Origin of the sequence: Pelomonas sp. CA6, assembly GCF_022549225.1 — a bacterium.
Taxonomy (GTDB): Bacteria; Pseudomonadota; Gammaproteobacteria; order Burkholderiales; family Burkholderiaceae_C; genus Roseateles.
Window position 1 is genome coordinate 176,962 of the sequence record NZ_JAKZFD010000006.1, and the last position, 19,921, is coordinate 196,882.

The window sequence follows — 19,921 nt, forward strand, 5'->3', positions numbered from 1 at the left end:
TCAGCGGTAGCGCACCAGCCAGGTGAAGGCGCCCATCGCCAGCCCCAGGTAGAGCAGGCTGGGCGCGGCCGCGACGGCCCAGGGCGTCCAGCCGCGCAGGATGCCCAGGTGTCCGGCGAGGTTGTTCAGCAGCACGAAGGAGATGCCCAGCATGATGCCGCCGAAGACCTTGTAGCTGATGCCGCCGGAGCGGAAGTGCAGGTAGGCAAAGGGCAGGGCCAGCGACAGCATCACCATGCAGGCGAAGGGATAGAGGGCCTTGCGCCAGAACTCGATCTCGTGCTGCTGCGCCGACTGCTCCTGGCTGGAGAGATGGCGGGTGTAGCGGTAGAGCTCCAGCGTCGACATGTTCCAGGCCGGCAGCAGCGCCGCCGAAACCACGCCCGCGCCGAGCCGGCTCTGCCAGACATGCTGCGGCAGCTGGTGCTGGCGCACCAGCGGCAGGCTGCCATCGGCCATGGGCTGCGGGGCCTGGCCCGCGGTCTGCAGCGCCGCGGACATGGGCGTGTGCTGCGCCGTCCATTCGGTCAGCTGCACGCCTTCCAGCGCCCAGCGGCCGCCGGCGTCCACGCGCGCCCGCTGAGCGGTGGTGCGCGTGAGCATGGCGCCGCGCTCGTCGAACTCGTAGATCAGCACGTCTTCCAGCACGCCGGAGGCCTTGGCCTTGCCCACGCGCACGGCGTAGCTGAACTCGCCGTCGGGCGTGCCCACGCGGTCCTTCAGCCAGGCGCCGGCGTCGGCGGTCACGCCGCCGGTGGCGCGCGCCTTCACGTCCAGTGCCATGCGGTCGGTCCAGGGGGCCACATAGTCGCCGACCACGAAGGCCAGCACGCCGAAGCCCAGCGCCAGGCTGCTCAGCAGCCCCAGCGCCCGCCCCGGGCCCAGGCCGCCGGTGCGCAGGATGGTGTACTCGCTGGACTGCGCCAGCCGCGCCAGGCTGAAGATGCTGCCGATCAGCACGGCGATGGGCAGCAGCTCGTAGAAGTGCCCGGGCAGCTTGAGCGCCGTCATCAGCGCCGCCGCGCCAGCACCGGCGCCCGAACGCGTGAAGCGCTCCAGATCGTCGATGAAGTCCAGGAAGAAGAACAGCGCGAGAAAGCCCAGCATCACGAGGGTGACCGAGCCCAGGATCTCGCGGTAGAGCAGCCGGCGGACGGTTCTCATGCGCGGCTCCCGGCGACGTCGCGGGCGCGCGGCGCCGGGCTGGCGCTGCGGACGGCACGCAGGCGCAGCGCATTGCCATGGTCGCGCCACCACAGCAGCGTCAGCGCCACCATCAGCACGCCGCCGTGCAGCAGCAACAGGCAGGGCAGCAGTGCGATGCGGTCGCTCGCGACCCAGCGCTGGCTGAGGTTGATCAGGTTGAAGTAGATCGCGAAGGACAGCAGCGCGAACAGCAGGCCCCAGTTGCTCGCGCGGCGCGGATTGGTCGCCGAGATGCCGATGCCCAGCAGCACCAGGTTCACGCAGCCCAGCGCGATGCCCAGCCGCCAGGCCATCTCGCCGTCATTGGCCGGGCCGCGCTGGCTCAGCAATTCCAGCGTGGGCAGGGTCTTGGGGTTACGGCTGTTGTCGCTGCGCATGACCTGGTCGTCCACCACCACCTGGTAGCGCTCGAAGCGGGCCACGGTCTTGTCGCCGGTCTTCTGGTCGACGTCGTTGCGCTGGCCATGCTCCAGCACCAGGTGGCGCTGGCCGTCCTTGAACTCCAGGAAGCCGCGCGAGGCCGTGGTGACCGACTCGCCCTGGCGGGTGCCGCTCATGATGAAGACGTTGCGCGCCATCTGCTCGTTGCTCGGATCGCGTTCGATGAAGAAGACCCGCGAGCCGTCGGCCGAGGTCTGGAACTGCCCCGGCGCGACGCGCGAGAAATCGCCGCGCTGCTCGAACTGCTCGCGCAGCTGCGCGCTGTTCTCGTTGCCCCAGGGCCAGACCACCAGCATCAGGCCCAGCACGACCAGCAGCACCGGCCAGGCCATGCGCAGCACCGGGCGCACGAAGCGCGCCAGGCCCATGCCGCTGGCGAACCAGATGGTCATCTCGGAGTCCTTGTACATGCGCCCCAGCGTGCTCACCACGGCGATGAACAGCGACAGGCTCAGCATGGTGGCCAGGTGCGGCAGCGCGGTATAGCCCAGGAACAGCAGCACATGCTGGGGCGCGACGCTGCCCTTGGCGGCCAGGCCCAGGGAGCGGATCAGCATCATGGTCAGCACGATGGTGAGGATCACGACGAAGCTGACCCCGAAGCTGCGTGCCAACTCCTTGCGCAGGGTGGAATCGAATAACATGCGGGCACTTTATCTACTTCTCGATATTATGGACTTCCGTTCTCAGTCGGCCGCCCTGGATGGGCTGGCGACCCAGGCTGCCGATGCGCTGGTGCTGGTGATTGCGGGTCAGGTCTTGCCCCAGGGGCTGGACAGCGCCGCGGCCGCATTGATCAAGGATGCGATCAAGCTGGGCGATTTCGAGTTGAAGGCCGGCCAGTGCCTGTCCCTGCTGCGCCCCGCGGGCTTCAAGGCCCAGCGTCTGGTGCTGGTCGCCGCCGGTGCGGCGACGACCAAGGCCGCGAAGGCCGCCGTCGCGGCGGGCCTGGGCCAGCTCAAGGGCAAGGGCGCCGCGCATGCCGCGATCGCGTTCGCCGGCTTCGCGGCCGAGCAGACCGAGGCGCTGGCCGAGCACGCCGTGCTGGCCGCCGCCGACGCGGTCTACGTCTACCGCCACACCAAGCCCAGCGCCCCGGCGCCGGGCAAGCTGGCCAAGATCACGCTGCTGGCCGACAAGGACCAGGCCAAGGCCGTCAAGGCCGGCCTGACGCGCGGCCAGGCCATCGCCGCCGGCATCGAGCTGGCGCGCGAATGCGCCAACCGCCCCGGCAACTACGCCACCCCCAGCTTCCTGGCCGACCAGGTGCGCGGCCTGGGCCGCAGCCACGGACTGAAGGTCGAGGTGCTGGACCAGAAGGCCATCGCCAAGCTGGGCATGGGCTCCTTCCTGGCCGTGGCCCAGGGGTCGGACGAGCCGCCGCGCTTCATCGTCGCGCGCTATGAAGGCGCGCCCAAGACCCAGGCGCCGGTGGTGCTGGTGGGCAAGGGCATCACCTTCGACTCGGGCGGCATCTCGCTGAAGCCTGGCGCGGAGATGGACGAAATGAAGTTCGACATGGGCGGTGCCGCCAGCGTGCTGGGTACGCTGCGCGCCGTCGCCGAGCTCAAGCCCAAGATCAACCTGGTGGTCATCATCGCCGCCTGCGAGAACATGCCCAGCGGCCGCGCGCTGAAGCCGGGCGACGTGATCACGTCCATGTCGGGCCAGACCATCGAGGTGCTGAACACCGACGCCGAAGGCCGCCTGATCCTGTGCGACGCGCTGACCTATGCCGAGCGCTTCAAGCCCAAGGCCGTGGTGGACGTCGCGACGCTGACCGGCGCCTGCGTGATCGCGCTGGGCGGCGTGCGCAGCGGCATGTATGCCAGCGACGACGAACTGGCCCAGTCGCTCAGCAGCGCCGGCGATGCCGCGCTGGATCCGTGCTGGCGCATGCCGCTGGATGACGAGTACGAGGAGGGGCTGAAGAGCAACTTCGCCGACGTCGCCAACGTGGGCTCGCGCGCCGGCGGCTCCATCACCGCCGCGATGTTCCTGAAGCGCTTCGCCACGCAGTACCGCTGGGGCCACCTGGACATCGCCGGCACCGCCTGGAAGGGCGGCGCGGCCAAGGGTGGCACCGGCCGTCCGGTCGGGCTGCTGACGCACTTCGTGCTGTCGCAGGCCCGCTGACGCGGATCGGGCAGGGGGGCAGGTCTTGACCGAGGTCAGCTTCTACACCGGCGTGCCGGACCGCCTGCCCTATCTGTGCCGCCTGCTGCGCAAGGCGGCACAGGCGGGGGTGAACACCGGCGTCTGCGGCCCCGCACGGCTGCTGGATCGCCTGGACCAGGCGCTGTGGACCTTCGAGTCCACCGGCTTCCTGCCCCATGTGCGCGTGGGCGCGCGCGGCGTCAGTGACTTCCAGCTGCGCCGCACGCCCATCGTGCTGGCCGAGCGTCCGCTGGACCTGCCGCACCGCCAGGCGCTGCTGAACCTGGAGGCCTCGATTCCCGAAGGCTTCGAGGGCTTCGAGCGCGTGCTGGAGGTGGTGTCGCAGGACGAGGAACAGATGCGCGCCGGCCGCGATCGCTTCCGCCGCTACAAGCAGCTGGGGTACGAGGTGCGCCACCATGTGATCACGCCGGACCGGTCCGCCGGAGCCCGGACGGGAGGGGATGCGTGAACGCGCCTGCGCCGCACCGTCATGTGCCCACGCTGACCGAGGTGCTGGACCTGGCGCCGACGCCGGAATTCGAGCTGCTGCTGCCCGAGGGGAGCGCGCCGGCCGCGCCGGCCGATGCGCCCGCACCGGCTTTCGCGGCCGAGCCGGAGCCCGTGGCCGACGCGCCGCTGCCACGTCCCGATGCGGACCCGCTGCCACGTCCTGACGCGGCCCTGCCGCCGCTTCCTACCGAACTGCGTGCCATGCTGGAAGATCAGCTGCGCCGCACCCTGACCGATCTGGTCGCCCGGCACCTGGAGGAATGGGTGCAGGGGGCGGCCGATGCGCTGCTGCCCGAGCTGGAGCGGCGCCTGCACCTCGCGGCGCGCAACGCGCCGCGCGACTGATCGGGCGAGCGACCGGGCTGCCCCGCGCGGCCCTCTCTCGTTGCCGCCGGATCGCCCGCCGTCCTATCGTTCGTTCTCTGATCATCTCCCGCGCATCGAGCCGGGCCTCGGTAGCCCAGGCCAGAGGGGCCGTCGCCCCGGGTTTGTCCGGGTGGTCGACAGGCGACACAACGGCGGTCGGGGTCCAGGTTGACCAAGATTTCCCCATGGAAAGCGACCCGGGCTTGGGGTATGTTTGTGCGCGTTGAGAACTCAACAATCTGCTGCACCTTTTCTCCCTATTCGGAGGTCATTCATGCAAGTCAAGTTGAACGTGGTCGTGGGCGCCATTGCGCTGGCGCTTAGCGGCACGGCAATGTCTCAGGAGCTGGTCGTCAAGATCGGCCACGTGGGCCCCACCAGCGGCGCCATCGCCCACCTGGGCAAGGACAACGAGCTCGGCGCCCGCATGGCGATCGATGAACTCAACGCCAAGGGCGTGACCATCGGCGGCAAGAAGGCCAAGTTCGAGCTGCTGGCCGAAGACGATGCCGGCGATCCCAAGCAGGGCACGGCCGCGGCGCAGAAGCTGGTGGACTCCAAGGTCAACGGCGTCATCGGTCACCTGAATTCCGGCACCTCCATCCCGGCGTCCAAGGTCTACAGCGACGCGGGCATCCCGCAGATCTCGCCGTCGGCCACCAACCCCAAGTACACCCGCCAGGGCTACAAGACCACCTTCCGTGTGGTCGCCGATGACGTGCACCTGGGTGGCACGCTGGGCAAGTACGCGGTGAAGGAACTGAAGGGCCTGTCCATCGCCGTGATCGACGACCGCACGGCCTATGGCCAGGGCGTGGCCGACGAATTCGAGAAGGGCGTGAAGGCCTCCGGCGGCAAGGTGGTGGGCCGCGAGTTCACCAACGACAAGGCGACCGACTTCACCGCCATCCTGACCAGCCTGAAGGCGAAGAAGCCCGACGTGGTGTTCTTCGGCGGCATGGACGCGGTGGCCGGCCCGATGCTGCGCCAGATGAAGCAGCTGGGCATCACCGCCAAGTTCATGGGCGGCGACGGCATCTGCTCGGGCGAGCTGCCCAAGCTGTCCGCCGGCACCATGGGCGACGACCAGGTGGTCTGCGCCGAGGCCGGTGGCGTCGAGGGCGATTCGAAGAAGTCGCTGGACGACTTCAAGGCCAAGTTCAAGCAGAAGTACAACGCCGACGTGCAGATCTACGCGCCTTACGTGTACGACGCCGTCAACGTGATGGCCGCCGCCATGGTGAAGGCCGGCTCGGCCGAACCCGCGAAGTACCTGCCGGCGCTGGCCAAGACCGAAGGCTACAAGGGCGTGACCGGCACGATCGCCTTCGACAGCAAGGGCGACATCAAGAATGGCGCGCTGACGCTCTACACCTACAAGGGTGGCAAGCGCGAGCAGATCGCCGTCGTGCGCTGAGCCTTTCCGCGCTCACGACCCCAGGCCCACCTCGGTGGGCCTTTTTGTTTTCTGTGCCGGCGCGGGCGGAGCCCGACTCAAGCCATCGGGATTCGTGGAATCCGCCACGTGAGTGGGGGGCGGGCGCCGATTCGAGGGGTGCAGGGGCGGCAGGCGGCTGCCGACAATGGGTCTCAGTCGTCAGCCCTCAAGGTGTCATCAGGGGCAGGCAACATGCGCGCAGTGTCGTCGCACCGCCTCGGGCGGCTCCGGATGTCTCCCCTTCAAACGGGGGGCTTTCAAGGGGGCGGGCCAAGGGCATGATCGCGGCGCTACAAGCGTTGCACGCTGTTGCCAGAACAACGAGAGCAGTGCCGGCGTAAGGAGGACGCCTCTGCCGGCTAGGCGCTGACGACGTGCTTTGGGGATTGGCATGGTCCGTATATTCAATCACTACCTGCATCGTCGAACTCTCGTTCAAGTGCTGTTCGATCTCGGCCTGATCATCGCCGCGTTGTTCGCGGTCGTGCTGAGCCAGGCCGATTCGGCGCAGGTGATCGGCTTGGCGGCCTCCTACGGGCTGTCGCTGGCCGGCGGGATGTTCGTCATCAACTCCGCATCGGGGCTGTACCAGCAGGCGCACAAGCGCTCGCTGACGCAGTCCTGCGCCCGCGCGCTGTTCGCGCTGCTGGTGGGGCTGCCGCTGGCCTATGGGCTGGTCAGCCTGATGCCGGTGGCACCGGAACACCGCCAGCTGATCGGCAGCGCGGCGATGATCGCGGTCGCGCTGGTGATGGTGCACCGGGTCTATGCGGCGCATTCCAGCGCACAGGCCGCCGGCCGCACCAAGATCCTGATCTTCGGTTCCGGCGCCGCGGCGCTGTCGGTGGCCGACAGCCTGCGCGCGGCGGACCCGCATGCCGACATCGTCGGCTTCCTGCCCGGCCCCAACGAGACCGAGTTCCAGGTGCCCCCCGACCAACTGATTCCGTCGCAGGGCAGCCTGACCGAGGCGGCGCTGCGCCTGGGCGTGGACGAGATCGTGGTCGCGCTGTCCGAGCGCCGCGGCGGCAGCATGCCGCTGCGCCAGCTGCTGGACTGCAAGCTCTACGGCATCCGCGTGCTGGACCTGGCCACCTATTTCGAGAAGACCCTCAACCAGATCAAGATCAGCCATGTCTATGCCGGCTGGCTGATCTTCGGCGACGGCTTCAACCAGGGGGTGATGCGCACGCTGGTCAAGCGGTTGTTCGACCTGCTGTCGGCCGCGCTGATCCTGGTCTTCGCCGCGCCCATCATGCTGATCACGGCGCTGCTGATCAAGCTGGAATCGTCCGGGCCGGTGTTCTACAAGCAGGAGCGCGTGGGCCTGAACGGACGCATCTTCAATGTGATCAAGTTCCGCAGCATGCGTGCCGACGCCGAGAAGGACGGCAAGCCGCGCTGGGCCACGAAGAATGACGACCGCATCACCCGCGTCGGCCGCTTCATCCGCCTCGTGCGCATCGACGAACTGCCGCAGCTGATCAATGTGCTGCGCGGCGAGATGAGCCTGGTGGGGCCGCGTCCGGAGCGCCCCTTCTTCGTCGACGAGCTGGTCGCCAAGATTCCCTACTATGCCGTGCGCCACAGCGTGAAGCCGGGCGTGACCGGCTGGGCGCAGGTGCGCTACGAATACGGGTCGACGGTCGAGGATTCGATCGAGAAGCTGCAGTACGACCTCTACTACGTCAAGAACCACACGCTGTTCCTGGACCTGCTGATCATGCTGGAAACGGTGGCGGTGGTGCTGACCGGACGCGGCGCGCGCTGACGCCGCCTTCGGGGCCGCGTTCGCGCTGCTTGGCAAGCCTGGCGCATGACGGATGTTTGAACGCGGACTGGATTTGGGCACGAGTGCCGGCCTTCTGGCCGGCATTGCCTATTTGAGCCTGTGCGGCAAGGTGCTGGCGCAATGGCGCGCCAGCTCGCAGCGCAGCGCGCTGCTGCTGGCGGCGCTGCTGGGCAGCGCGCTGTGGGGGCTGGGCGTGGCCGCGGAGCAGGCGGGCTGGTTGCCCGTTCATGGCTGGGCCGCCGAGCTGGCGCTGCCGGCGCTGGATCTGCTGCGCGACGCGGCCTGGTTCGCTTTCATCCTGGAGCTGGTGCACCACCGCGCGAGCGCGCCGCAGCGGCGCGGCTGGCTGTTCTGGGCCGGCGCGGGCCTGGTGCTGGCATCGCTGAGCCTGGTGCTGCTGTCTTACTACTCGGCCTATCCGCTGAGCACCTTCGAACGTCCGCAGGCCATGTTGGCGCTGGCGCTGTCGATCTATGGGCTGGTGCTGCTGGAGCAGCTGCTGCGCAACCTGGTGCGCGATGCGCTGTGGAACGCCAAGCCGGTGGTGCTGGGGCTGGCGGTGGTGTTCGGTTTCGACCTGTTCCTGTATTCGCAGCAGGTGCTGTTCAGCAGCTCGGACCTGGATGCGCAGGTGGTGCGCCCCGCCGTGCATGCGATGGCGGTGCCGCTGCTGTGGCTGGCCAGTCGCCGCCATCCGGCCTGGCTGGAGAAGCTGCATGTCTCGCGCGCGGCGATCTTTCATTCGGCCACCTTGCTGATCGTCGGCGCCTACCTGGTGCTGGTGTCGGGCGTGGGGTATTACGTGCGCTACAGCGGCGGCGAATGGGGTCGTGCGCTGCAACAGGTGCTGGTGGCGCTGGCGCTGCTGGCGGCGCTGCTGGTGGCGCTGTCGGGCTCCATGCGGGCGCGGCTGCGCGTGTACATCAGCAAGAACTTCTTCAGCTACCGCTATGACTACCGCGAGGAATGGCTGCGCTTCACCGCGATGCTGTCCACCAGCGAGTCGCCCGCGCAGCTGGGCGAGTCGGTGGTGCGCGGGCTGGCCAATCTGGTGGAGAGCACCTCGGGTGCGCTGTGGCTGCGCCACGCGAGCACGGCGGAGCTGGTGCAGGTGGCGCGCTGGAACCTGGCCGCGCAGGCGCAGGCCATCGCCGCCGACGATCCGCTGCTGCCCTGGCTGGCCGAGAAGGGCTGGATCGTGGACCTGGACGAATGGCGCCAGGCCCCGGGGCGCTACGAGGGGCTGTTCCTGCCCGGCTGCCTGCTCACGGAGCCGCGCCCCTGGCTGCTCGTGCCCTTGCTCAATGCCGGCGAGCTGACCGGGCTGGTCGTGCTGGGCCAGCCGCGCACCCGCATCGAACTGGACTGGGAGGTGCGCGACCTGCTGCGCACGGCGAGCAGCCAGGCCGCCAGCTATCTTGCGCAGATGCAGGCCACCGAGGCGTTGCTGGAGGCGCGCAAGTTCGAGGCCTTCAACCGCATGTCGGCCTTCGTCGTGCATGACCTGAAGAACATCGTCACCCAGCTTTCGCTGATGATGAAGAACGCCAAGCGGCTGCGCGACAACCCGGAGTTCCAGCAGGACATGCTGGATACCGTGGAGAACTCGCTGGACAAGATGCGCCAGCTGATGCTGCAGCTGCGCGAAGGCGCCAAACCTCACGGCGTGAGCGGCGGTGTCGACCTGGCCCAGATCGCGCAGCGGCTGGCCAAGGCGGCCGCGGGCAAGGGCCGCGAGCTGGAGCTGCAGGTGCAGGCGCCCCTGAGCGCGCGCGGTCAGGAAGAGCGCATCGAACGGGTGCTCGGCCATGTGGTGCAGAACGCGCTGGATGCGACTCCCCTAGATGGGCGGGTATGGCTGCGACTGGAGCGTCAAGGCAGCAATGCCTGCGTGGAAGTGGGCGATACTGGTTGCGGCATGACGCAGGAATTCATGGACACGCAGCTCTTCAAGCCCTTCCAGACCACCAAGGCCGCAGGCATGGGCATCGGCGCCTACGAGAGCTTCCAGTACCTGCAGGAGCTGGGCGGGAAGATCTCGGTGCAGAGCGCGCCGGGGCAGGGAACCCGGGTGAGCATCCGCCTGCCGCTGTTCCTGGCCCAGGAGGGCAGCGACGCCAGCCTGTCGGGGGCACGATGATCGACATCGAACATTGGGTCGAAGACGGCGACGCCGCCGCCGTGGCGGCACCGCCGCGCGGTGGGGAAGGGGGCTTGCTGTGAGCGCGACCCAGCCCGGGCTGCTGATCGTCGAGGACGACCTGGCGCTGCAAAAGCAGCTGAAGTGGTCGCTGGACCGCTTCGAGTCCGTGACCGCGGACGACGTCAACAGCGCGCTGCTGCAGTTCCGCCGCTACAAGCCGCCGGTGGTCACCATGGACCTGGGGCTGCCACCCGACCAGGATTCGGTCAGCGAAGGCTTCCGGCTGCTGGAGCGCCTGCTCGAGATCGAGCCGGCCACCAAGATCATCGTGCTGACCGGCCAGAACGACCAGAACAACGCGCTGCGCGCGATCCGCCTGGGCGCCTACGATTTCCTCGCCAAGCCGGTGGACCCGGAGGTGCTGTGCCTCACGGTCGAGCGCGCCTACCGGCTCTACGAGCTGCAGCAGGAGAACCGCCGACTGCAGATGCAGCAGCACGGCGACGCGACCGGCGCCGTGATCACGCGCGCGCCGGCCATGCTCAAGGCCTGCCGCATGGTCGAACGCGTGGCCGGCAGCGATGCCACGGTGTTGCTGCTGGGCGAGAGCGGCACCGGCAAGGAGGTGCTGGCGCAGGCCCTGCACGATGCGTCCAAGCGCAAGGGCCGCTTCGTCGCGATCAACTGCGCCGCGATCCCGGAGACGCTGCTGGAGAGCGAGCTCTTCGGCTTCGAGAAGGGCGCCTTCACCGGCGCGACCAAGACCACCGTCGGCAAGATCGAGACCGCCAACGGCGGCACGCTGATGCTGGACGAGATCGGCGATCTGCCGCATCCGCTGCAGGCCAAGCTGCTGCGCTTCCTGCAGGAGCGCAGCATCGAGCGCCTCGGCGGGCGCCAGGAGATCCCGGTGGACGTGCGCATCGTCGGCGCGACGCACCAGGACCTGCGCGCGCTGATCCGCGAAGGGCGCTTTCGCGAGGACCTGTATTTCCGGCTCGCCGAGATCGTCGTCGACATTCCGCCGCTGCGCGAGCGCGAAGGCGACGCGGTGTTGCTGAGCCATGCCTTCCTGCGCCGCTACGCGTCGGAGCAGCGCCGGCCGGTGCCCGCGCTCAGCGACGACGCGATACGCGCGATCGAGGCCCATGCCTGGCCCGGCAACGTGCGCGAGTTGCAGAACGTGATCAAGAGAGCCTTCATCATGGCCGACGGCGACCGTGTGACGGCGGACGATCTGGGCCTGCCGCAGGCGCGGCCGCCCGCGGACGCCGACAACGAGCTGGACCTGCGCACCGTGCGCGAACGCGCGGAGCGCCAGGCGGTGCTGACCGCGCTGGCGCGGGTCGACGGCAACATGCTGAAGGCCGCGGAACTGCTGGGCGTGAGCCGGCCCACGCTGTACGACCTCGTCAATCGACTGCAGATCAAGTGACGCCACCGGCGTCCTCTTTGTTGGGAGTGAGCATGAACGTGAAAAGCGCCCCCGGCGGGCTTGGCCCGCGCCCCTCCAGGGGATCGAGGAAGCCCGGGGCGGCCCGGCGTTTCCTGGGCGATGCACGGGGGCATCTGCTGGCGATCAGTGTGGCCGTGCTGGCCGCCGCCTGCTCCGGCGGCTCGGCGGAGCAGGCACTGGACAAGGCCAAGCAACACCTGTCCGGCGGCGACGGCAAGGCCGCGGTGATCGAGTTGAAGAACGCGCTGCAGCGCAACCCCTCGCTGGGCGAGGCGCGCTACCTGCTGGGCAAGACGCTGCTGGACAGCGGCGACCTCGCCGGAGCCGAGGTGGAGCTGGAGAAGGCGCGCGAGCTGTCCTACGCGGCGCCGGGTCTGGACGTCGCCCATGCGCGCCTGCTGCTGGCGAAGAACCAGAGTCAGAAGCTCATCGACACCTACGCGCAGAAGACGCTGTCGGATCCCAAGGCCATGGCCGAGCTGCAGAACCTGCTCGCCGCCGCCTATGCCTCGCTGGACAAGTTCGCCGATGCGGAGCGGCTGTCGGCGCTGGCGATGCAAGCCGCGCCGGACGACGCCAGCGTGATGATGCTGCAGGCCAAACTGCTGGCGCGCGCGGGCAAGTTCGACGACGCGGTGGCGCTGATCGACAAGGCGCTGAAGGCCCAGCCCAAGGACCCGGCGCTGTGGCTGCAGAAGGCCGAGCTGCTGAACGCGCGCGAGCCGCGCTCCGAGGCGGTGACCGCCGTGCTGCGCGAGGCCGTCAAGCAACTGCCCGAGGCCACCGTGCTGCGCGGCGCGCTGGCGCGCGTGCTGCTGGAGACGCGCCAGCTGGACCTGGCGCAGGTGGAGCTCGACGCGCTGCAGAAGCAGCAGCCCAAGAGTCCGCAGACCGCGCTGCTGCAGGCGCTGATGGCCATGGAGCGCGGCGAGTACCGCAAGGCCCATGAGCTGGCCCAGGGGCTGCTGAAGGTGATGCCGGACAATCCCGCGGTGCTGCATCTGGCCGGCGGCGCGGAGTTCCAGATCGGCGAGCTGAACCAGGCCGAAAGCCATGTCGGCAAGGCCCTGCAGTTCAACCCGTCCAACGCCGATGCGCTGCGCACGCTGCTGGCGCGCATCCAGCTGCGCCAGGGCACGGTCGACAAGGCCCTGGCGACCCTGCAGCCGCTGCTGGACGCCAAGCGCCCCAAGGCCTCGGTCTATGGCGTCGCGGCCGAGATCTACATGCGCCGCGGCGAGGTCGACAAGGCCGAGGCCATGCTGGTCAAAGCCGCCGATGCCGACCCCGACGACGTCGGCAGCCGCATCGCGCTGGCCGCGGTGGCGATCGGCAAGGGGCGTTACCAGGAGGGCGTGGACGAGCTGCGCCGGCTCGCCGCCAACGATGCCCGCGGCACCGCCGATCTCGCGCTGATCGGCGCGCTGATGCGCCGTGGCGAGCATGCCAAGGCGCTGGAGGCGATCGCCCAGCTGGAGCGCAAGCAGCCCAAGCTGCCGGCCGCGCCGCTGCTGCGCGGCCAGGTGGAGCTGGCACGCGGCGATGCGGCGGCGGCGCGCAAGGCCTTCGAGCAGGCGCAGAAGGTCGCGCCCAACGCGCTCGGGGTGCTGCAGGCGCTGGCCTCGCTGGACGTCAAGGAAGGCAAGGGCCAGGCCGCGGTCCAGCGCTTCGAGGCCGCGATCAAGGCGGCGCCCGAGGACCGCTCGCTGCCGCTGGCGCTGGTGCAACTGCGCGCGCGGCTGGGCACGCCCAGCGCCGACCTGATCCGCGAGCTGCAGGCGCTGACCAAGCTGCAGCCCGATGCCGTCGAGGCCTGGCAGATCCTGATCCGCCAGCAACTGCGTGACCGCAGCGCGCTGAAGGCCGCGCTGGATTCGGCGCAGCGCGCCAATGCCGCCAACCCGGACAACGGCCCGCTGCTGGAGCTGCTGGGGCAGGTGCAGCTGGCCATGGGCGACGCCAACCAGGCGCTGAGCACCTTCAACAAGATGGCGGCGGTGATGCCGCAGTCGGCCCAGCCGCTGGTGCTGGTGGCCGACGCGCATCTGGCCAACAAGGACAAGCCGGCGGCGCTGCAGGCCATCAAGAAGGCGCTGGCGCTGCAACCCGACCATCCGCGCGCGTTGGAAACCTTCGTGGGGCTGGAGCTGGAGTCCGGCCAGACCAAGGAGGTGATGGACATCGCGCGCAAGCTGCAGTCGACGAAGGCGACGCAGCTGCGCGGGCTGGCGCTGGAAGCCGACGTCGAATCCTGGCGCAAGAACTGGGATGGCGCGGTGGCCGTCTACCGCAAGGCGCTGGAGCTGCAGCCGGCCTCGGAGTTCGCGATCAAGTTGCACCGCAACCTGCTGGCGGCCAAGCGCGACGGCGAGGCGCGCCAGTTCTCGACGAACTGGCAGTCGCGCTATCCCAAGGATGCCGCCTTCGTCTACTACCTCGGCGACCTCGCACTGGCGCAGGGCCAGAACGAGCAGGCGATGGAGCAGTACAACCGCGTGCTCAAGCTCATCCCCGACCATCCCGGCGCGCTGAACAACGTGGCCTGGCTGCTCTACCGCAGCGGCAAGCCCGGCGCGCAGGCGATGGCCGAGAAGGCCAACCAGCTGCAGCCCGGCAATCCGGCCTTCATGGACACCCTGGCCGCCATCCTGGCGGCGGGCGGCCAGATGGACAAGGCGATCGCGTTGCAGGAACAGGCGGTGGCGCTGCTGCCCCAGGCGCACCACCACCGCCTCAATCTGGCCCGCTTCTACATCACGGCCGGCAAGAAGGACAAGGCGCGCGAGGAGCTCAAGCGCCTCGCCGAGTTGGGGGATCGCTACGCGGAAATCGCCGAGGTTCGCAAGCTGCAGGCCTCGTTGCAGTGAGCGGCAGGCCGGGCGGCGGGGGGGAACAAGCATGTCTCAGATCAAGCGCTCCAGTCTTCGCAAACGCATGCACCTGGTGCTGCGCGACCTGTTCGCGCGGCTGCCCCGCAGCACCCGGCACGCGATCTACCGCCGCATGGCGCAATGCGACCCGGAACCCGATGCGCGGCTGGAGCTGAAGATCGCCGAAACGCAGGAGGAGCTGGAGGCCAGCTTCCGCCTGCTGCACGACGCCTACGTGGCGGCCGGCTTCATGAAGCCCGACCCCTCGGGCATGCGCATCACCGTCTACCATGCGCTGCCCACCACCACCACGCTGTGCGCCAAGTACGACGGCCGCGTGGTGGGGACCATCTCGATGATCCGCGAAGGCGTGTTCGGCTTCCCGATGCAGGCCATCTTCGATCTCGAGAACGTGCGCGCCAAGGGCGGGCAGATCGCCGAGATCTCCGCACTGGCCGTGCATCCGGACTTCCGGCGCACCGGCGGGGCCATCCTGTTCCCGCTGATGAAGTTCATGCATCAGTACTGCTCGGAGTACTTCGACACCCGGCACCTGGTGATCGCGGTCAACCCCGACAAGATCGAGCTCTACGAGGCGCTGCTGTACTTCGAACGCCTGCAGGAAAAGGTGGTGGACAGCTATGACTTCGCCAACGGCGCGCCGGCCGTGGGCGCGACGCTGGACCTGGCCTTCGCCGCCGAGCTGTTCAAGGCCGGCTACAAGGGCCGGCCGGCGCACAAGAATCTGCACAAGTACTTCTTCCAGCTCAAGCTGGAAAACATCAAGCTGCCGCACCGGCGCTATTTCACGACCAACGACCCGGTGATGACGCCGCAGCTGCTGGACCATTTCTTCAACCGCATCAGCCCGGTGCTGGAGCGCATGGACGACCGCAAGAAGGCATTGCTCTGGTCCATCTACAACACCTACGAGTACCGCTCCGTGCTGCCCATGCTGGCCGGCCAGGCGCTGGGCTCGCATCCGCTGCGCCAGCATCAGCGCTACTCGATCAAGTGCCCGGCCCACATCGTCGTGCCCTCCGAGCTGCCGGCCCAGGGGCAGCCCCGCGAGTTCGATCTGTCGGTGATCGAACTGTCGCTGTCCGGCTTCCAGGCGCGCAGCCTGAGCGAACTGCCGGTGGGGCAGGAGGCCGAGGCCATGGTGGAGCTGGGCAAGGGCCTGGTGTCGCGGGTGCGCGTGCGCGTGATGCGGCGCAAGCACACCGACGAAGGCGAGTTCTACGGCTTTCGCCTCGACGAACCGGACCCGATATGGCGCCGCTGCGTGTCGGCGCTGGAGTTGGGGCAGACCTCGACGGACCTGCTGCAATGAAGCGCCGCCACCTCCACCTGTTCGCCGCCGCGCTGGCCGGAACCTGCGTGCTGCCCCTGGCCGCGCGGGCCGGCGGCCTGCCCGAGCTGATCGACAAGGTGCGCCCCGGCGTCGTGCTGGTCGGCACCCATGCCGAGACCGACAACCCCCGCTTCACCTTCCGCGGCACCGGCTTCGCGGTCGGCGACGGGCGCCATGTGATCACCAATGTGCATGTGCTGCCCGAAGCCCTGTCCACCAGCCTGGACGACCCGGCGCGGCGCCGGCTCAGCCTGCGCTTCTCGCCGCGCCGCGGGCTGTGGCAGGAGCTGGAGGCGGTCGAGGTCGTGGCCACCGACCGCGAGCGCGACCTGGCGCTGCTGCGCTTCAAGGGGCCGGCGCTGCCCGCGCTGGAGCTGGCCGATCCGGCCGAGGCGCGCGAGGGGCTGCCGGTGATCCTCAGCGGCTTTCCGCTCGGCGGCGCGCTGGGCTTCTCGCTCGTGACCCACCGCGGCATGGTGTCGGCGCTGACCACCATCGCGCTGCCTCCGCCGCAGTCCCAGCAGCTCAACGCGGCGGCGCTGCGCCGGCTGCGCGAGGGCGCGTTCGAGATCCTGCAGCTCGATGCCACGGCCTATCCGGGCAACTCCGGCGGACCGGTGATCAGCCAGGACAGCGGCAAGGTGGTGGGCGTGGTCAACATGGTGTTCGTCAAGGGCAGCCGCGAGACCGCGCTGAGCCAGCCCAGCGGCATCAGCTACGCGATCCCGGTGAGCTGGGTCCACCAGCTGATGGGCGCGCGTTGACCCCGGTCGACGGCCCCTTGAACCTGGCCCGCGCTGCGGGCGCCGCCGGGACGGGCGAAAATCGCGCGATGCGTCGCAAGGTCCTGTTCATCGCCGAAGCCGTCACCCTGGCCCATGTGGGGCGCATGCTCTCGCTGGCGCAGGGGCTGGATCCGCAGCGCTACGAGGTGGTCGTCGCCTGCGACCCGCGGTACCGCGCCGCGATCGGCGAGGTGGCCGTGCCGCTGGTCGAGATCCAGACCATCCCGTCGCAGCAGTTCTTCGACGCGCTGGACCGGGGCAGCCCCATTTACGGCTGGCGCGATCTGCTGGCCTATGTCGAACAGGACCGCGCGCTGATCCAGGCGCAGCGTCCGGACGTGATCGTCGGTGACTTCCGTCTCTCGCTGGCGGCCAGCGCGCGCCTGGAGCGCAAGCCCTACTTGAGCGTCACCAACGCCTACTGGAGCCCCTATGCGCAGATCCGGCCCATCGTGCCGGAGATCCCGCTGACGCGCGTGGTGGGGGTGCACGCCGCGCAATGGCTGTTCGACCTCTTCCGGCCCATCGCGTTCGCCCGCCATGCCGCGCCGGTCAACCGCATGCTGGCCCACTTCGGCCTGCCCCGGCTGGCGGCCGATCTGCGCCACGCCTACACCGAGGCCGACCAGGTGTTGTATTCGGATGCCGCCGAGCTGGTGCCCCACCGGCCGCTGCCCGCCAACCACCATTTCATCGGGCCCGTCCAATGGTCGCCGCGCGTGCCGCTGCCCAGCTGGTGGAACGACATGCCCAGCGACGAGCCGCTGGTCTATGTGAACCTGGGCAGCTCGGGCCACGGCAAGCTGCTGCCCGAGATGCTGGAGGTGCTGGCCGCGATGCCGGTCACGGTGATGGCCGCCACCGCGGGCCGCGTGGCGCTGAAGGATCTGTCGGCCAACGAATTCGTCGCCGACTTCCTGCCCGGCGACCAGGCCGTCCGGCGCGCGTCGCTGGTGATCTGCAACGGTGGCAGCCCCACCTGCTACCAGGCGCTGGCGGCCGGCCGCCCGGTGATCGGCCTGCCGATCAACCTGGACCAGTACCTCAACATGTCGCTGGTGCGCGAAGCCGGCGCGGGGCTGCTGATCCGCAGCGGCCAGCACTCGGCCCCCGAACTGCGCCGGGCCGTGGAAGGTCTGCTGAACGACGCCCGCCACGCCCGGCGTGCCGCCGAGATCGCCCAGGACCTGGCCCGCTACCGGCCGGCCCAGACCCTGGCCACGCTGATCGAGCGCCTGGGCTGAGGCCGCCGCCGGCCGGCCCCTTGAAAGCGGGTGTCGGCGTTCTTGACAGTTGCCCTGCGGAATCCCGGTATTTTCTCGAAGATGCTCTGCAAGTCGTTGATCCATAAAGAAAAAACAAAGCTGGCACGGTGGCTGCATAGAAGAGGGCGCAGGTCCCGGTTCATGGGCACTAGCGATCGACGATCAACGTATCAATCGGAGCGGATCAAATGAAGAAATTTGCAGCCAAGCTGGCAGTTGCTGCGGCGGTTGTGGCGATGACCGCCTCGGCCCAAGCTGCCGCAGTCATTGACAACTTCACCACCGGCCAGGCCCAACTGGCTGACAGCACGACCAACGGTCTCGGCCTGTCGTCCACCGTCAGCGGCGCCGGCATCCTGGGCGGCTACCGTGACCTGTACGTCACCAAGCTGGGCGATGGCAACGACGACGCGTTCGGTTCCGCCGTGCGCATCGGCGTGAACCCCGCCGGCACGGGCAACCTGGCCTTCAGCAGCGATTCCGGCCAGAACGGCTACGGCATCGTGCGCTGGGACGGCGCCCACTTCGACGGCTTCAGCACCATCGATTACACCGGTCTGGGCGGCGTGAACTTCGCCAGCGACGCCAACGGCTTCGAAATCAAGGTGACCAACGCTGACCTGAACTTCCCGTTCACGATCAACGCCTACACCGACGCCACCCACTGGACCTCGCTGACCGTGATCTCCACGGGCCCGGGCATCTACTTCATCCCCTTCGCGGCCTTCGGCGTGCTGGGCACGCACGGCTCCGGCGGTGCGGTGAACTTCGGCAGCATCGGCGCCCTGGAAGCCGTCATCAACACCGGCGGCACGATCAAGGACGTGGACCTGCAGGTGGACCTGGTGCAACGCGTTCCGGAGCCGGGCAGCCTGGCCCTGGCCGGCCTGGCCCTGATGGGTGCCGGCCTGGTGCGTCGCCGCAAGTCGGCCAAGTAATCCACGCGCCGGCGATGGCCGGAGCAGGGAAACAAAAGGGCGCCTCGGCGCCCTTTTTTCATGGGTGGCTGGCCGCAACCCCAAGGCGGCCTGCCGCCGGTTTCAGGGTTTGTGCATCAGCTCGGCCAGATCCTTGCGCAGCGAGCGAGCGGTCGGGACATCGCCTTCCCCGACCCGCCCCATGAATACCGCGCGCGCCAGTGCGTCCTGTCCGATCAAATCCTCCAGCCGCTCTTTCACGCGCTGCGCGCGCGGCAGGCAGGACGTGACCGAGGAGAACACCCGCTTCTCGCGCGCATAACGCGCAAATACCAGGGGCGTTACCTCGGGCTGAAATTGCAGGCCCAGCGTGGTGGCGCTCAGCCATAACCTCTGCATGGCCCGGCCCGCGGCCACATAGTCGTCGATGTCGGCGGCCGGCCTGTCGGCCAGCAGCACAAAATGCGCGGCGCATCCCAGGCCCGGCAGCAGATCCAGTTCGATGCGCGGCGCCCAGGTGCCGGCGAAAAACCGGTTCATCAGCTGCACGCGCCCCCAGCTTTTCATCACCTGGCGCATCAGCGCGACGGTGGCCGGGTTGGCGCCCAGTGCCGCATCCGGAATGCGGTCCTTGCTGAAGCGGGTGCCCCATTCGATCACGTCGCGGTGCACTTCATAGGCCTCGGGCAGGGTCAGGCGCAGCTTGGCGGAATGAAACAGCAGCTTGGCGGTGCGCCAGCGCGTCGCCGCGCCTTCCAGCCACAGCAGCGAATAGCCGGCGCCCACGGCGGCCTCCATCGCGCGCTTCTCGCCGTCGTTCAGGGGGCGGGTGCGGAAGGGGCGGCGCTGCACGCAGCGGGTCTCGATCGCGCGCGCCAGCGGGTCGGGCGGGCAGGCCGCATCGGGGTCGAAGCGCAGCTCGAACACCGGCTTCTCCTCGGGGCTTTCGGGCAGGCGCCGCGCTTCTTCCAGCGACCAGCCCATCTCCGAGGCGGCCAGGGCCAGCGTTTCCAGCAGCGCGCCCAGCGAAATCTGGCTGGGGTGCCCGTCCAGGTCGTAGACGCAATGGCTGCGCGTGTCGAACCCGTGCACGCGCAGCGCATGGGGGCCCATGACTTCGAAGCGCCAGACCTGCATGTTGTCGCCACTGGGCGCCCAGCGGCCCCGGTCCAGCACGCGCAGCAGAGGGCTTGGTTCGGCAGAGGAGTTCATGGCGGT

15 protein-coding genes are annotated in these 19,921 nt (G+C 69.0%); 12 read left to right on the top strand and 3 right to left on the bottom strand.

Annotated features, from left to right (window positions below):
- Both lptG and lptF read right to left on the bottom strand, forming a co-directional pair.
- Complete coding sequence (gene lptG, locus LZ017_RS12190) at positions 1 to 1,164, bottom strand: LPS export ABC transporter permease LptG (RefSeq protein ID WP_241397094.1); 1,164 nt, start codon at positions 1,162 to 1,164, stop codon at positions 1 to 3.
- On the bottom strand, positions 1,161 to 2,291 hold the full coding sequence (gene lptF / locus LZ017_RS12195) for an LPS export ABC transporter permease LptF (protein WP_241397095.1): 1,131 nt from the start codon (positions 2,289 to 2,291) through the stop codon (positions 1,161 to 1,163). The genes lptG and lptF overlap by 4 nt, the downstream gene beginning before the upstream one ends.
- Positions 2,292 to 2,319: 28 nt before the next feature.
- Here lptF and LZ017_RS12200 point away from each other — a divergent pair, with 28 nt between their 5' ends.
- The 12 genes from LZ017_RS12200 (at position 2,320) to LZ017_RS12255 (ending at position 18,724) form a co-directional block, all read left to right on the top strand.
- Complete coding sequence (locus tag LZ017_RS12200; protein ID WP_241397096.1) at positions 2,320 to 3,783, top strand: leucyl aminopeptidase; 1,464 nt, start codon at positions 2,320 to 2,322, stop codon at positions 3,781 to 3,783.
- A gap of 25 nt (positions 3,784 to 3,808) precedes the next feature.
- Positions 3,809 to 4,276, top strand: coding sequence for a DNA polymerase III subunit chi (locus LZ017_RS12205; RefSeq protein WP_241397097.1), 468 nt, complete (start codon positions 3,809 to 3,811; stop codon positions 4,274 to 4,276).
- On the top strand, positions 4,273 to 4,662 hold the full coding sequence (locus tag LZ017_RS12210; RefSeq protein WP_241397098.1) for a hypothetical protein: 390 nt from the start codon (positions 4,273 to 4,275) through the stop codon (positions 4,660 to 4,662). Before LZ017_RS12205 ends, LZ017_RS12210 begins: the two co-directional genes overlap by 4 nt.
- 295 nt (positions 4,663 to 4,957) lie before the next feature.
- On the top strand, positions 4,958 to 6,100 hold the full coding sequence (locus LZ017_RS12215) for a branched-chain amino acid ABC transporter substrate-binding protein (RefSeq protein WP_241397099.1): 1,143 nt from the start codon (positions 4,958 to 4,960) through the stop codon (positions 6,098 to 6,100).
- Positions 6,101 to 6,512: 412 nt separating this feature from the next.
- Positions 6,513 to 7,892, top strand: coding sequence for a TIGR03013 family XrtA/PEP-CTERM system glycosyltransferase (locus LZ017_RS12220; protein ID WP_241397100.1), 1,380 nt, complete (start codon positions 6,513 to 6,515; stop codon positions 7,890 to 7,892).
- A 52-nt stretch (positions 7,893 to 7,944) separates the two neighbouring features.
- Positions 7,945 to 10,053, top strand: coding sequence for an XrtA/PEP-CTERM system histidine kinase PrsK (prsK, locus tag LZ017_RS12225; protein WP_241397101.1), 2,109 nt, complete (start codon positions 7,945 to 7,947; stop codon positions 10,051 to 10,053).
- 79 nt (positions 10,054 to 10,132) lie between these two features.
- Positions 10,133 to 11,491 (top strand): PEP-CTERM-box response regulator transcription factor, encoded by a 1,359-nt coding sequence (gene prsR, locus LZ017_RS12230; protein ID WP_241397102.1) that lies wholly within the window; start codon positions 10,133 to 10,135, stop codon positions 11,489 to 11,491.
- A gap of 32 nt (positions 11,492 to 11,523) precedes the next feature.
- Positions 11,524 to 14,379, top strand: a complete 2,856-nt coding sequence (prsT, locus tag LZ017_RS12235; RefSeq protein WP_241397103.1) for an XrtA/PEP-CTERM system TPR-repeat protein PrsT — start codon at positions 11,524 to 11,526, stop codon at positions 14,377 to 14,379.
- Positions 14,380 to 14,410: 31 nt separating this feature from the next.
- Positions 14,411 to 15,715 (top strand): GNAT family N-acetyltransferase, encoded by a 1,305-nt coding sequence (locus LZ017_RS12240; RefSeq protein WP_241397104.1) that lies wholly within the window; start codon positions 14,411 to 14,413, stop codon positions 15,713 to 15,715.
- Complete coding sequence (locus tag LZ017_RS12245; protein ID WP_241397105.1) at positions 15,712 to 16,500, top strand: serine protease; 789 nt, start codon at positions 15,712 to 15,714, stop codon at positions 16,498 to 16,500. The genes LZ017_RS12240 and LZ017_RS12245 overlap by 4 nt, the downstream gene beginning before the upstream one ends.
- A 68-nt stretch (positions 16,501 to 16,568) precedes the next feature.
- A complete protein-coding gene (locus tag LZ017_RS12250) occupies positions 16,569 to 17,765 on the top strand; it encodes a glycosyltransferase (protein ID WP_241397106.1) in 1,197 nt (398 codons plus the stop codon).
- Between the two features lie 209 nt (positions 17,766 to 17,974).
- The gene (locus tag LZ017_RS12255) at positions 17,975 to 18,724 is read left to right on the top strand and encodes a PEP-CTERM sorting domain-containing protein (RefSeq protein ID WP_241397107.1); all 750 of its coding nucleotides are present in this window, start codon (positions 17,975 to 17,977) and stop codon (positions 18,722 to 18,724) included.
- A 102-nt stretch (positions 18,725 to 18,826) separates the two neighbouring features.
- On the opposite strand, the gene LZ017_RS12260 is transcribed toward LZ017_RS12255, so the two are convergent.
- Complete coding sequence (locus tag LZ017_RS12260; RefSeq protein WP_241397108.1) at positions 18,827 to 19,915, bottom strand: molybdopterin biosynthesis protein MoeY; 1,089 nt, start codon at positions 19,913 to 19,915, stop codon at positions 18,827 to 18,829.
- Between the last annotated feature and the right edge of the window lie 6 nt (positions 19,916 to 19,921).

What these genes read in the sequence shown, in the direction of transcription:
- lptG (WP_241397094.1), bottom strand. Translation starts at nt 1,164, where the DNA reads ATGAGAACCGTCCGCCGGCTGCTCTACCGCGAGATCCTGGGCTCGGTC.
- lptF (WP_241397095.1), bottom strand. Translation starts at nt 2,291, where the DNA reads ATGTTATTCGATTCCACCCTGCGCAAGGAGTTGGCACGCAGCTTCGGG.
- LZ017_RS12200 (WP_241397096.1), top strand. Translation starts at nt 2,320, where the DNA reads ATGGACTTCCGTTCTCAGTCGGCCGCCCTGGATGGGCTGGCGACCCAG.
- LZ017_RS12215 (WP_241397099.1), top strand. Translation starts at nt 4,958, where the DNA reads ATGCAAGTCAAGTTGAACGTGGTCGTGGGCGCCATTGCGCTGGCGCTT.
- LZ017_RS12220 (WP_241397100.1), top strand. Translation starts at nt 6,513, where the DNA reads ATGGTCCGTATATTCAATCACTACCTGCATCGTCGAACTCTCGTTCAA.
- prsK (WP_241397101.1), top strand. Translation starts at nt 7,945, where the DNA reads ATGTTTGAACGCGGACTGGATTTGGGCACGAGTGCCGGCCTTCTGGCC.
- prsT (WP_241397103.1), top strand. Translation starts at nt 11,524, where the DNA reads ATGAACGTGAAAAGCGCCCCCGGCGGGCTTGGCCCGCGCCCCTCCAGG.
- LZ017_RS12240 (WP_241397104.1), top strand. Translation starts at nt 14,411, where the DNA reads ATGTCTCAGATCAAGCGCTCCAGTCTTCGCAAACGCATGCACCTGGTG.
- LZ017_RS12245 (WP_241397105.1), top strand. Translation starts at nt 15,712, where the DNA reads ATGAAGCGCCGCCACCTCCACCTGTTCGCCGCCGCGCTGGCCGGAACC.
- LZ017_RS12250 (WP_241397106.1), top strand. Translation starts at nt 16,569, where the DNA reads ATGCGTCGCAAGGTCCTGTTCATCGCCGAAGCCGTCACCCTGGCCCAT.
- LZ017_RS12255 (WP_241397107.1), top strand. Translation starts at nt 17,975, where the DNA reads ATGAAGAAATTTGCAGCCAAGCTGGCAGTTGCTGCGGCGGTTGTGGCG.
- LZ017_RS12260 (WP_241397108.1), bottom strand. Translation starts at nt 19,915, where the DNA reads ATGAACTCCTCTGCCGAACCAAGCCCTCTGCTGCGCGTGCTGGACCGG.